We start from the raw sequence: 11,763 nt of genomic DNA on the forward strand, positions 1-11,763 counted from the left end.
CGCCATCAAACGCGGGGAGAGTGACATTCCAACTTTGCAGAAACAGGACACTTCAACTTTGCGGCTACAACACCAAATAGCATAATGCATGTTATGGAACAAGAGCTTTGCTTACCGCGCCTCCTGATGCGCTTGCTCGAGGCGATCGAAAACGGCAGGCGGCCGGCGCTGGTCGAGCAACATTGATTGTGGATGGGCTGGTTTGCCGGGCTCATTTCGCTCGCGCCCCTTGGATGCGTGCGCCATATTCTGATGTTTACCGCCAGGTGACAGCGACCGCGCGGTTATCTGGCCGACGACACCCGCTCATCATCCTATCGCAACGCGATTCTGCATTCATGGCTTATCGTTTCGTCCACACCGCCGATCTCCATCTCGATTCTCCCCTGCGGTCGCTGGCGCTTCGCAACGCCGAGCTGGCCGATCTCGTGAGCGACGCCAGCCGGCAGGCGCTGGTGGCGATCGTCGATCTGTGCCTTGAGGAACAGGTCGATGCGCTGGTCATCGCCGGCGATCTCTATGACGGCGAGCAGACGTCGATGAAGACGGCGCGCTTCCTGGCAAGCCAGCTGGAACGGTTGCACCGGGCGAGGATTTGCGTCTTCAAGATCCGCGGCAATCACGATGCGATGTCGAAGATCGCCAGGGAGCTGGTGATGCCCGATACGGTGAAGATCTTCGGCGGGCATGCCGAGATCGTGGAGGCGACGAAAGGCAGCCTGTCGGTTGCGATCCACGGCATGAGCTTCGCCAAGCCGCATGCGCCGGACCCGCTGCTGCCGAAATTCAAGCCGCCGGTGGCGGGTGCGGTCAATATCGGCATCATGCATACGAGCCTTGCCGGATCTGCCGGACATGACGTCTATGCGCCCTGCAACGTGCTCGACCTTCATGCCTCGGGATTCGACTATTGGGCGCTCGGCCATCTCCACCAGCGCAGCCATCATCCGGGTGCTGCTACGGTCATCATGCCGGGCATGCCGCAGGGCCGCGACATCAACGAGTCGGGCGTCAAGACCGTGTCGCTGGTGACCGTGGCGGACGACCGGACCGTGACGGTCGAGGAGCGGCGCACCAGCATCGCGCAGTTCGAGCGCGTCGATGTCGACCTTACAGGGGTCGATGATTGGCGTGATGCGGCTATGGCGGTCGAAGCGGCACTGACGGCGCAGCGCGAGCGCACGGTCTCGCCGCATCTCGTCGCCCGCCTCAAGCTTTCCGGCCGCACGCCGCTCTCCTGGCAGCTGCGCCGCGATGTCGATGTCATGCAGGCGGAAGCCGAGCAGCGCGGCGATCTGATCGGCCGGACCTGGATCGAGAAGCTGGAACTCGCCTTCGAAGCGCCCTTGGCCCTCGCAGACGCTTCTGCTGCCGATCCCGTCGTGGGGCTGGCTGCGCTGATGCGGGACGAAGTCATTGCCCGCAGCGGATTTCGCGACGATATCAGGGAGATGGTTCGGGACCTGCTCGCCGACCTGCCGGCCGAGAGCCGGGCATTCGCCGGGCATGACGAGGCGGGCTTCGAACGCTTCATCGACAACCTCCTCGCCAACGGCGCCGAGGACATCGCCGCCCGGATGAAGGCCGCGGAGCGGGGAGAAAGCTGATGCGCCTGCGCCGCCTCGACCTCACCCGCTATGGCAAGTTCACCGACCACTCGATCGATTTCGGCGCGGCCCGTCAGGGTTCGCCCGATTTGCACATCGTCTACGGCCTCAACGAAGCGGGCAAGTCGACCACCTTTGCCGCCTATCTCGATCTGCTTTACGGCATAGGAGAGCGCAGCACCTATAATTTCCTGCATCCCTACAATACGATGAAGGTTGGCGCGCGGCTGGAATTCGACGATGCGGAATATGAGCTGACGCGGCTCAAGCTGCGGACCGGCAGCCTCGTCGACGATCGGGGGCAGGCTGTGAACGAGGCGCTCCTGACAGGCGCGCTCGGCGGGATCGGCCGCGAGGCCTATCGCACCATGTTCTCGCTCGACGACCAGTCGCTCAAGGAAGGCGGCAACGCCATCATACAAAGCAAGGGCGAGCTCGGCGAGTTGCTGTTCTCGGCAAGCTCGGGCCTCGCCGGTCTCAGCCGTTCGCTGGTAACGGCCGCCGACGAAGCCAATGGGATCTACAAGAAGCGGTCGTCGAGCACCAAGCTTGCGGAACTCAAACGCGCGCTCGAAACGCTGAAGGCCGAGCGCAATGCCATCGACACGCTTGCCTCCACCTATTCGGCCCTGAAATCGACCCACGAGCAGGCCGAAGCCGCCTATGCCGCGACGACGCGGGAACTGGCCGAGGCCAAGACCCGGCACCAGGAGCTCACCCGCCTTCTCGGCGCCCTGCCCGCGGCGCTGGAACTCCGGCGGCTGGACGCCGATGCGGCCGGCATGGGCGATCTGCCGCGGCCGCCGTCCGAATGGTTCGCGCTGCTGCCGCAGCTTTTCCGCGACGAGACGCGGCTGCAGGCGCTTGTCGAAACCGCCGACCGCACGCTGCGCCAGCTTGCCGACGAGATCGAGGCGATCGCGATAGACGACAAGGCGCTGGCGATTGCCGCGCATATGGACATGCTGGACCAGGGCCGGGCGCGTTATCTCGCGGCTGAGAGCGACCTGCCGAAACGCCGGCTGGCGCTGGCCGAACAGGAAGGCGTGCTGGTGCGGCTGCTCGCCGATCTCGAGCAGCCGGGCCATGCGACGCCCGAGGCGCTGCTATTGCCCGCTTCGCTGATCGGCATGATCCGCGATCTCATCGAACGGCGCTCCGGCGTTGAGGCCAAACTGGCTGCCGCGGGCCGCGAGCTGGTGCGGGCGCGAGAGAATCTCGAAAGGCTGAGCAAGGAAGATAGCTCGCAAAACGGAGCCGCGGTGCTCGATCCCGCGCGGCTTGGCCGCATCGAGGCCGCCCTCAGCCGCCTGACCGGGTCCGATCTCGCAGTGCGGCTCACCATGGAAGAGCGGACACTTGTCCAGGCGAAGCGAATGCAGGCGAACCAGTTCGCCCAACTCGCACCCTGGACCGGCGACGCCGCGGCCCTGCAATTGACGAGCGCGGCGGAGCCTCGGCAGATCGAGGCCTGGCGTGGCCAGGCGACCGCTATCGACAAGCGGATCGGGGATCATGAGGCGCGGTTGCGCGATCTCGGCACCGAAGAGGCGCTGACCAAAGCCCGGATCGCGGCCTTCGTCGCCGGCGGTTCGATAGACGATGCCGAGGCCGCGAGGCTGCGCGATGAACGCGATGCCGCCTGGCAGGCGCATCTTACCAGTCTGAATGCCGAAACGGCCAGGACATTCGAGGCGCGGATGCGCCAAGACGACATGCTGTCCGCCGGCCGGCTGTCGCGGGCGCAGGAGCTGGCCGAGCTGCGCCAATTCCGCCATACGGAAGCGGCAACGGCAGCAGCGATCGAACGGCAAAGGGAACTGCTTGCCGAGGCGCGTGCCGAACATGATGCGCTCGCCGAGCGCATCGGTGGTCTGCTGCCCGGTGCAATCGAATATGACGCCGACGCTGCGGGGCGCATTGCCGCGCTGGAGGCCTGGAGCAGCAAACGAGCCGCGGCGCTGGCCGCGTGGGACGATCTGCAGCGGGCCGAAGACGCAGTGGACGCGCTTCGCCTCGACCTGGACAAGCATGCCGCGACGCTTGCGGCGAGCCTTGCGGATGCCGGTCTTGGTGACGCCGACCGTCTGCCGGTCGCCGAGCTGATGCAGGCCGCGAATGATATGCTTGCCGCCGGCAAAGACGAGCGGGCGGCGCGGCAGGCGCGTGAGAAGGCTGTCGGCGATCTCAGCCATGATCTCAGGGAGCGCGAGCGCGACCAGCAGGAGGCGGAAGCCATAATAGCGGCCTGGGACCGGGAATGGGCGGAGGCGTTGTCGCGCACCTGGTTTGCCGACAAGGCCGGCTCGATGGCCGCCGTCCGCGCCATGCTGAACGCGCTCGGCACATTGCCCGCCATCCTGAAGGAACGGGATGACCTGGCAAGCCGCGTTGCCGCGATGGAGCGCGACCAGGAGCAATTCCGCGGGGATATTGCCGGTCTTCTCGCAGATTGCGGCCTCAGCCGCTCGCCATCCGATACGCTTGCCTCCGCCAACGCGCTGGTGGAACGTCATGAGGCAGCCCGGCATGCAGCTCAGCTTCGTGCAGACCGGCAGGCGGATCTCGAAAAACAATTGGAGAAGCGACGGGCGCTGGAAGAAGACCTGGCCGTTCACAATGCCCGCAGGAACGAACTGACCGGCTATTTCGGCGCGGACTCGCTTGCCTCGGTCGAGGCATTCCTGAACCAGGCCCGGGAGCGGGACCGATTGGAGGAGCGGGCCGCCACCCTGCGCGGCCAGATCAGCGAAGCATTGCGCGCGACGAGTTTTTCCGATGCCGAACGCCGCCTTGCCGATGTCGACGCCGATGCCGTCGAGCGCGATGCGATGGAGCTTGGCGCCCGGATCGAGGATATCACCGAGCGGGCAAAGCTTCTCTATTCCGACGTGTCGCTGGCGCAGCAGAAGCTCGAAGCCGTCGGCGGGGACGACGCGGTGGCCCGGATCGAGGCCAAACGCCGAACCATCTTCCTCGAGATCGAGGAACTGGCCGTGCGGCATCTGACGCTGCGTGCCGGCACGCTGGCAGCTGAACAGGCGCTGCATATCTATCGCGAGAAACACCGCAGCTCGATGATGAACCGCGCATCGGAGGCGTTTCATCTGATCACCGGCGGCAACTATTCCGGCCTGACGACCCAGCCCGACCACGACAGGGAAATACTGATCGGCGTGTCACGGGATGGCGGCTCGAAGCTTGCAGACGCGATGTCGACGGGCACGCAATTCCAGCTCTACCTCGCGCTTCGGCTAGCGGGCTATGAGGAATTCGCAGCCCTTCGTCCGCCCGTGCCCTTCGTCGCCGACGACATCATGGAGAGCTTCGACAATCCTCGCTCCGAGGAGGTTTTCCGCCTGCTCGGCGACATGGCAAAGGTCGGACAGGTCATCTACCTCACGCATCACTGGCATCTCTGCGAGATCGCGCGGCACGTTGTGCCTGATATCACCATACACCAGCTGCCATAACAGGGCGCAAAGACATCAATTTTGCCACGGGTCCAGCACGACAACGCCGGCGCCTTCGAAATCCCGGACATTGCGCGTGACCACGGTCAGGCCGAGAACCAGGGCGGTTGCGGCAATCAGCGCATCGGCTTCATTGCGCCGATCCGGAATATGCAGATGCGCGCAGCGTGTGGCGATCGCATCGTCAATCGACAGGATGCGGCCGGCGAATGCCGGCCGCACCTGATTTTCCAGCCATGCACGCAGACGAGCGCCCTGCGCTGCATCGCGGCGCTGCACGCCGAGTATTCCCCGTTCCAGTTCCAGGATCGTGATGGCGGAAATGCATAAGCCCGCGGTATCTTGCGCCCCGGCCCATGCGACCACATTGGCATCGGCCTTACCGTCTCCGACCTTGCGCAATTCGGAAACAACATTGGTATCCAGCAAATATTTCAAGATAGATCGACCCCGCGCGGTGCGATCTCAGCACGAGGCGGGTCGAAGTCGATATCTGACAATCCAGGCATGAAGAGAGCATCGATGAGGCTGCGGCGCTTGCCCGTGAGACGCTCGAATTCGTCATAGGTCATCAACACATGGGATGGCTTCCCGCGATCCGTAATGATGACCGGGCCATTTTGCGCCGCCTTTTTCGCCCTGCTCACGTCGTGATTCAGTTCGCGGCTGGAAAGACTTGTCATACCCATAGCGCATCTCCATGTAGGTACTTACCTACATATAACATTCGGCGAATGCAAGACAAGGGGACTGCAGGCAGACAAAAGTTTCGAAAATCGCCATAAGACGTGTCACAAATGGCACCTCCTCTCGTCCTTATCAGCGAAAGGAGATTTCCATGCGATCATTGCTCTGTGCCCTCTCCGCCTTACAGCTCCTCAACGGCCTGCTGATGCTGCTGGCGCCACAATTCTGGTACGGCGCCGTCCCCGGTGTCACCGAGACCGGACCGTTCAATGTTCATTTCGTTCGTGACACCGGCCTCGGTTTCCTCAGTGCCGGAGTAGCCCTCTGGCTGGCGGCGATATACAAGCTGAGCGCCCGGCTGCTGGTCACGGTGGCGAGCGTTTTCCTGCTCGGCCATGCTCTGCTGCATCTCGCCGAGATTGCCATGCATGGCCCCGAACTCGGCTATATCGCGCGCGATCTTGCGCTGATCGTGGCTCCGGCGCTGCTGCCGCTCATGATTTTCGCACGGAGGCGGGACCATGCTTAGGCGACTGCTCGTCAACGCGGCCCGCAATTTCGGCGCACGTTATGATTACGATGTCGGCTACTTGGAAGCGATGGTGGCGCTCAGCCAGCGCGGTTTTCTCAAGCTCGCCCTTCTCACGCCCTTCACGCAGGAGCGTTTCGGCTTGCCGGCCGCGCCCTATTATGCGGCGAAATTCATTGCCGCCCGCGCGATGGATTGTGGTTCCTGCGCAATGCTGATCGTCCGCATGGCTGAGGAGGCTGGCGTCCGACCGGATGCCCTGGCCGCCATCGCCGGGTCGGGACCGGCCGATGCCGACATGCGGCTTGCGGCCGACTACGCGATGGCCGTCATCACGAATGCGGCCGAGCTTCCCGCTCTTATCGAAACTGCAAGGGAGCGGTTCGGGGAAAAAGGGCTTTACGGCCTTGCCTCGGCCGTCACCGCCGGACAATTCTATCCGACATTGAAGCGCGGTGTCGGCGCGGCCTTGAGCTGTGAGATACTGCCGGCCGAATTCCGGGCAACGGCATGACGATGGACCATGACAGGGATGAAGCGATGCCGCAGGCGCTGCGCCGGCGACTGGTGCGGCTTGCCTATCGCTATCTCGGCTCCGTCAGCGACGCGGAGGACATCGTCCAGGAAGCGGCCGTCAAGCTGCTCGCCAGCGACGGCGTGCGGGATCGCGATGCGTGGCTTGCCCGTGTCGTCACGAATGCTTCGCTCGACCGGCTGAGGCATCTGAAAGCGCGGCGCGAGACCTATATCGGCCCTTGGCTCCCCGAGCCGATCGTCGAGATCGAAGAAAGCCCCGGCGACAGGGAGCTCGACATTTCCTTCGCCGTCATGCGGACGCTCGAGACGCTTTCGCCGCTCGAGCGCGCCGCCTTTTTCCTGCACGACCTGTTCGGCATGGATTTCGAGACGATCGCCGCCACACTCGGCCGCTCGCCGGCGGCGGTCCGCAAGCTCGCATCGCGCGCCCGGCAGGCGGTAAAGGAGAGGCCGCCCCGTTTTTTAGCGAGCCAGACCGACATTGAGCGGCTGCTGATCGCAATCGGTCAAGCCGTCGAAACGGACACCATCGACGGGCTCGCGGCCATGCTGACCGAAGACATCGAGCTGGTCTCCGATGGCGGCGGCAAGATGGTCGCGGCGCTCCGGGTGCTCTCAGGCCCGCTTGAGGTGGCGGCCTTCCTCTTGCACATCGCGCGCAAGCCGCGCGCAGGTGGCTGGCATTTCACGCCGGTACAGGCGAATGGCGGGGCAGGCGTGCTGCTCGGGTCCCAAGCCGGGCTCGACAGCCTTATGGCCGTTGATCTTGATCTCGAAGGACGGGTCGCCGGCATCTACATCATCCGCAATCCGGACAAGCTGGTGCGCGTCCCAGCGGGGCCGGACGCGGGGCTTGCTCGATATGGCAGGCCAGATTGAGAAGAACGGTGTCCAACGCATCGACGCCGGGTTCCATCTGGAATGGTGCTGCGGATATTGGCTTCCCAGGCAATCTCTGATCTAGTCCCGGCTCTCCGCCCGGCGGCTCTGCTGCGGGCTCATGGCATTCGAAACGAGCGAGAGCTGTATTCTCATGACCACTCACCGCTTCACCCCGACAAGCTTTCATAATGTCATCGGCTCCCTCCCGCCGGCCCTGCGCATCGCCGATGGCGACACCGTCGTGACCGAGACGCTCGACGCCGCCGGACATGACAGGGACGGCATCAAGCAGGCAGCTGGCGGCAATCCGATGAACGGCCCGATCTTCGTGGAAGGCGCCGAGCCCGGGGATGCGCTGAAGGTCGAGATCATCAGCATGCTCCCGACCAGAGACACGGGATTTACCCAAAGTATCGTCGCCGCCGGCGTGGTCGATCCCGAGACGGTGCGTGATCTGCCGCCGCGCGATAGGGCGATCTGGGCCATCGACCGCGAGGCCTTGACCGTCCGGCTTTCCGAGCCGGTCGCTGGCCTTGAAGATTTCGTTCTGCCGCTCGCCCCGATGATCGGCTGTTTCGGCGTGGCGCCCCGGCTCGGCCAGGCGATCTCGACCGCGACCAGCGGCGAATATGGCGGCAACATGGACTATCGGCTGTTCGGTCCCGGCACCTCGGTCCGCTTTCCGGTATCGGCTCCCGGCGCCTTGTTCTTTCTCGGCGACTGCCATGCCGTGCAGGGGGATGGCGAGATCGTCGGAACCGGCATCGAGACCACCTTCGAAGTCACGGTGCGGCTGACGGTGGAAAAGAAGGCCGGGTTAATCTGGCCGCGCGGCGAAACCGCCGATGACATCTTCACCATCGGCAATGCCCGTCCCCTTGATCAAGCACTCCAGCATGCGACCAGCGAAATGTTGACCTGGCTGGCCTCGGACTACGGCCTGGACAGGACGGCAGCCAGCCACCTGCTCGGCCAGGTCGTGCGTTACGACGTCGGCAATGTCTTCGACCCAGCCTATACGATGGCTTGTCGCGTCGCCAAGAAATGGCTGGTTCGTCGATAGGCGGTCGCCGGCCAAAGCGCGTCGCGTCAAATCTGATTCATGCGACGCGCTTTAACCCTTTGTTTTGATGCATATCGTTGTCCCGGAACCGCTGCACACTTCCGGGCGACATGCATTAGCGATCGATGATCGTCATGGGCCGGCCGCGTGTTCTCAATCGTGCCGTGACAGGAAAGTGGAAACGGTCGCCAGGCAAAGCTGCTTTTCCTCGACATGCGGCATGTGGCTGGAATTTTCGAACAGCACCCATTCGCAGCCGGGAACACGTTCGAGATAGGGCCTTACCACCAGGGGCGTCGCCTCGTCGTATTTTCCCGAGATCAGCAGCGTCGGGGCTTCGATGCGGTCGAGCCTGTTCTCGATCGTCCAGTCCTTCATCGTGCCGATGACGTGGAATTCGGTCGGGCCGTTCATGTTGCGGTAGACGGTGTTGTCCTCGTCCATGATCGCGAAGGTCCGGGCCACTTCAGGCGGCCACGGCACCACGCGGCAGACATGGCGGTCATAAAAGACGCGCGAGGCGGCGATATAATCCGGATCGGTGAGGCTTCCCGCCTGTTCGTGCTGCAGTAGCGTATCCTGCACCTCGTTCGGCAGTTCCCGCCTCAGCCGGTTCGCTTCCGAAACCCAGGTGTGCATGTTGGCCGGCGAGTTGGCGATGACGAGCGCCTTCAGGCCTTGCGGCCGGCGCACCGCATGTTCGGCGCCGAGCATGCCGCCCCAGGACTGGCCGAGAAAGGCATAACGATGCCGGATGCCGAGATGGGCAAGCAGCGCGTCCAGCTCTTCGAGAAACAGGCCGACCGTCCAGAAATCCCGCCCTTTGTCGGGAAGGCGGGTGGAGTTGCCATTGCCGAGCTGGTCGTAATGGATGACCGGGCGGCCGTCGAGGGCGGCGATATCCTTGAAGGAATCGACATAGTCATGCGTGCAGCCAGGCCCGCCATGGGCGACGACGAGCGGCAGCTTGCCGCTCTCCAGCGAGCCGGTGATGCGATACCAGGTGCGATAGTCGCGAAAAGGCAAATAGGCTTCATTCGTCGCGACTTCGGTCACCGGCGTCTCCATCTTGCGTCTGTTGAAGACCATAACGCGGCGGTAGCGGTGACGGCAGCTATCACAAGTTATAGGGTGGCCAGGTCTGGGCCGGCCGGTCTTCGAGCAGGCGGTAATGGGTGGCGCGCACCACGGCCTGGGTGCGGTTGCGGGCGCCGAGTTTCTTTGCCGCGGCATTGAGATGCATCACGACGGTCGGCACCGAACGGCCGATGATGCGGGAAATTTCCTTGGCGGAATAACCTTCGGCCGAATGGCGCAGGCATTCGCGTTCCCGCTCCGTCAAGCGGATCGTGCCGACGCTCTTTGCCCGTATGTCGAAAAGCGGATAGGCGGTCTCGTGGAAGACGTGGGCCAGCAGGTTGAAGTCGGCGATATAGCGCAGCGCGTGCCGTTCGAAATCGTCATTCCCACTGAAGCGGATACCGGTGACGGTCGCATAGTCGCCGCGTGGCATGTGGACGGGCACGGTGACGCCGGTCGACATGTCGCGTTCGCTCAAATAGCGCGTCACCGGCGCGGTATCGTCGTTCATGAAACGGTTGATCGGCGTGTCGGCATTCGTATCGTAGTTCCAGAAGAAGGGCGCCGAGGTGCGCAGCGCCACCTGCTGTACCGGATCGATACGGAAATAGCCGCGATCGAACCAGTAATCATGCATGTCGTCCGAGATATTTCTGAGCTTCAGCAGCGATGGTATCATGATCGCGCCGTCGAGATCGTAGGGCACCGGCGTATAGTCGTAGATCAACGCCTCGAAGCCGATCCGCTTCATGGCCTCGAAGGCCTGATCGATCCGGCCGTCCAGCGTTTCATGCGCGGTGAACTGCCGTCTGATCGTTCCGATATCGTCAAGCATGAGCTGCTCCGGTTTCGACGTGGCACCCGACCCTATCACTTCTTATAGCTGGCACGGAACGCGATTTGCGGTAAAAAATTAACCACGCCCAAATATTGAGCAAGTGAAACCTTCTGCCGGAGCGATCAATGTGGCGTGAAATACAGCCGGACGAGCGATTCGAGATCGATGTCGATGGCTATCGCGTCGTTGCCTACAGCTTCGGAACCGGCAGTGAGACGGTTTTCTGCCTGAACGGCGGACCGGGTCTGCCCTGCGATTACCTGCGCGAGGCGCATTCCTGTCTTATCGACAAGGGCTGCCGCGTCGTCGCTTTCGACCAGCTCGGTACCGGCGCCTCGGACCGGCCGGACGATCTCTCGCTTTGGACGATCGGGCGCTACGTCGAGGAGACGGAGACCGTGCGCAAGGCGCTGGGGCTCGGCACGGTCCACATGCTCGGGCACTCCTGGGGCGGGTGGCTGGCGATCGAATATGCTCTGACCTATCCGGAGAATTTGAAGACGCTGATCCTGGAGGATACCGTCGCCGACATGCCGCATCTGATCTCGGAACTGGAGCGGCTGCGCGCAGCGCTCGGTCCCGAAACCGTGTCGATGATGCAGAAGCACGAGGCGCAGGGCACCTACGATCATCCGGAATATCTCGCCGCCGTCACCATTCTCAACTACCGCCATGTCTGCCGTCTGCCGGAATGGCCGGCGCCGGTGCGCCGCTCGCTCGACGATTGGAACATGGCGCCCTACGCGACGATGCAGGGGCCGAACGAGTTTCTCTATATCGGCAACCTCAAGGACTGGAACCGCATCCCCGATCTGCCGCGGCTGACGCTGCCGGTGCTGATCACGACGGGAGAGCATGACGAGCTGACACCGGCCTGCGCGCTGAAGATGAAGCTTGCGCTGCCGAATGCCGAGCTCAAGGTATTTGCCAATGCCAGCCACATGCCGTTCTATGAGAACCCGCAGCAATATTATCCAGCACTTCTCGATTTTCTCGCCCGGCACGAGGCAGGCTGATGCAACAGGAAGCGGACCGAACCCGACGAAGACAAAGGGGCGATCGCCGTC

11 protein-coding genes are annotated in these 11,763 nt (G+C 63.3%); 7 read left to right on the forward strand and 4 right to left on the reverse strand.

The window, feature by feature from the left end; translation table 11 throughout:
* Positions 1-338: 338 nt before the first annotated feature.
* Entirely contained in the window at positions 339-1,607 is a 1,269-nt protein-coding gene (locus QMO80_RS32345) for a DNA repair exonuclease (RefSeq protein ID WP_283201638.1), read from the forward strand.
* Positions 1,607-5,080, forward strand: a complete 3,474-nt coding sequence (locus QMO80_RS32350) for an AAA family ATPase (protein WP_283201639.1) — start codon at positions 1,607-1,609, stop codon at positions 5,078-5,080. The genes QMO80_RS32345 and QMO80_RS32350 overlap by 1 nt, the downstream gene beginning before the upstream one ends.
* Before the next feature lie 15 nt (positions 5,081-5,095).
* Here the strand turns inward: QMO80_RS32350 and QMO80_RS32355 are convergent, their stop codons facing one another.
* Entirely contained in the window at positions 5,096-5,518 is a 423-nt protein-coding gene (locus QMO80_RS32355; protein WP_283201640.1) for a type II toxin-antitoxin system VapC family toxin, read from the reverse strand.
* A complete protein-coding gene (locus QMO80_RS32360) occupies positions 5,515-5,769 on the reverse strand; it encodes a type II toxin-antitoxin system Phd/YefM family antitoxin (RefSeq protein WP_283201641.1) in 255 nt (84 codons plus the stop codon). The genes QMO80_RS32355 and QMO80_RS32360 overlap by 4 nt, the downstream gene beginning before the upstream one ends.
* A 149-nt stretch (positions 5,770-5,918) precedes the next feature.
* Between QMO80_RS32360 and QMO80_RS32365 the strand changes: the two genes are divergently transcribed.
* From QMO80_RS32365 to QMO80_RS32380, 4 genes are all read left to right on the forward strand, one after another.
* The gene (locus QMO80_RS32365) at positions 5,919-6,296 is read left to right on the forward strand and encodes a hypothetical protein (protein ID WP_283201642.1); all 378 of its coding nucleotides are present in this window, start codon (positions 5,919-5,921) and stop codon (positions 6,294-6,296) included.
* Positions 6,289-6,810: a hypothetical protein gene (locus QMO80_RS32370; protein ID WP_283201643.1), complete on the forward strand. Its 522-nt coding sequence runs from the start codon at positions 6,289-6,291 to the stop codon at positions 6,808-6,810. The genes QMO80_RS32365 and QMO80_RS32370 overlap by 8 nt, the downstream gene beginning before the upstream one ends.
* Positions 6,807-7,712, forward strand: a complete 906-nt coding sequence (gene sigJ / locus QMO80_RS32375) for an RNA polymerase sigma factor SigJ (protein ID WP_283201644.1) — start codon at positions 6,807-6,809, stop codon at positions 7,710-7,712. Before QMO80_RS32370 ends, sigJ begins: the two co-directional genes overlap by 4 nt.
* A gap of 154 nt (positions 7,713-7,866) precedes the next feature.
* Positions 7,867-8,778 carry an acetamidase/formamidase family protein gene (locus QMO80_RS32380; protein ID WP_283201645.1) on the forward strand — a complete coding sequence of 304 codons (912 nt, stop codon included), beginning with the start codon at positions 7,867-7,869 and terminating at the stop codon, positions 8,776-8,778.
* 153 nt (positions 8,779-8,931) lie between these two features.
* Here the strand turns inward: QMO80_RS32380 and QMO80_RS32385 are convergent, their stop codons facing one another.
* Both QMO80_RS32385 and QMO80_RS32390 read right to left on the reverse strand, forming a co-directional pair.
* Complete coding sequence (locus QMO80_RS32385) at positions 8,932-9,834, reverse strand: proline iminopeptidase-family hydrolase (protein ID WP_283201646.1); 903 nt, start codon at positions 9,832-9,834, stop codon at positions 8,932-8,934.
* Between the two features lie 61 nt (positions 9,835-9,895).
* Positions 9,896-10,693 (reverse strand): LuxR family transcriptional regulator, encoded by a 798-nt coding sequence (locus QMO80_RS32390; protein ID WP_283201647.1) that lies wholly within the window; start codon positions 10,691-10,693, stop codon positions 9,896-9,898.
* A gap of 128 nt (positions 10,694-10,821) precedes the next feature.
* On the opposite strand from QMO80_RS32390, the gene QMO80_RS32395 reads away from it, so the two are divergent.
* Positions 10,822-11,712, forward strand: a complete 891-nt coding sequence (locus QMO80_RS32395; protein ID WP_283201648.1) for a proline iminopeptidase-family hydrolase — start codon at positions 10,822-10,824, stop codon at positions 11,710-11,712.
* Positions 11,713-11,763 lie beyond the last annotated feature (51 nt).

Source organism: Rhizobium sp. BT03 (assembly GCF_030053155.1).
Classification (GTDB): Bacteria; Pseudomonadota; Alphaproteobacteria; order Rhizobiales; family Rhizobiaceae; genus Rhizobium.

Coding starts and splice junctions, on each gene's coding strand:
- QMO80_RS32345 (WP_283201638.1), top strand. CDS start 339: ATGGCTTATCGTTTCGTCCACACCGCCGATCTCCATCTCGATTCTCCC.
- QMO80_RS32350 (WP_283201639.1), top strand. CDS start 1,607: ATGCGCCTGCGCCGCCTCGACCTCACCCGCTATGGCAAGTTCACCGAC.
- QMO80_RS32360 (WP_283201641.1), bottom strand. CDS start 5,769: ATGGGTATGACAAGTCTTTCCAGCCGCGAACTGAATCACGACGTGAGC.
- QMO80_RS32365 (WP_283201642.1), top strand. CDS start 5,919: ATGCGATCATTGCTCTGTGCCCTCTCCGCCTTACAGCTCCTCAACGGC.
- QMO80_RS32370 (WP_283201643.1), top strand. CDS start 6,289: ATGCTTAGGCGACTGCTCGTCAACGCGGCCCGCAATTTCGGCGCACGT.
- sigJ (WP_283201644.1), top strand. CDS start 6,807: ATGACGATGGACCATGACAGGGATGAAGCGATGCCGCAGGCGCTGCGC.
- QMO80_RS32380 (WP_283201645.1), top strand. CDS start 7,867: ATGACCACTCACCGCTTCACCCCGACAAGCTTTCATAATGTCATCGGC.
- QMO80_RS32390 (WP_283201647.1), bottom strand. CDS start 10,693: ATGCTTGACGATATCGGAACGATCAGACGGCAGTTCACCGCGCATGAA.
- QMO80_RS32395 (WP_283201648.1), top strand. CDS start 10,822: ATGTGGCGTGAAATACAGCCGGACGAGCGATTCGAGATCGATGTCGAT.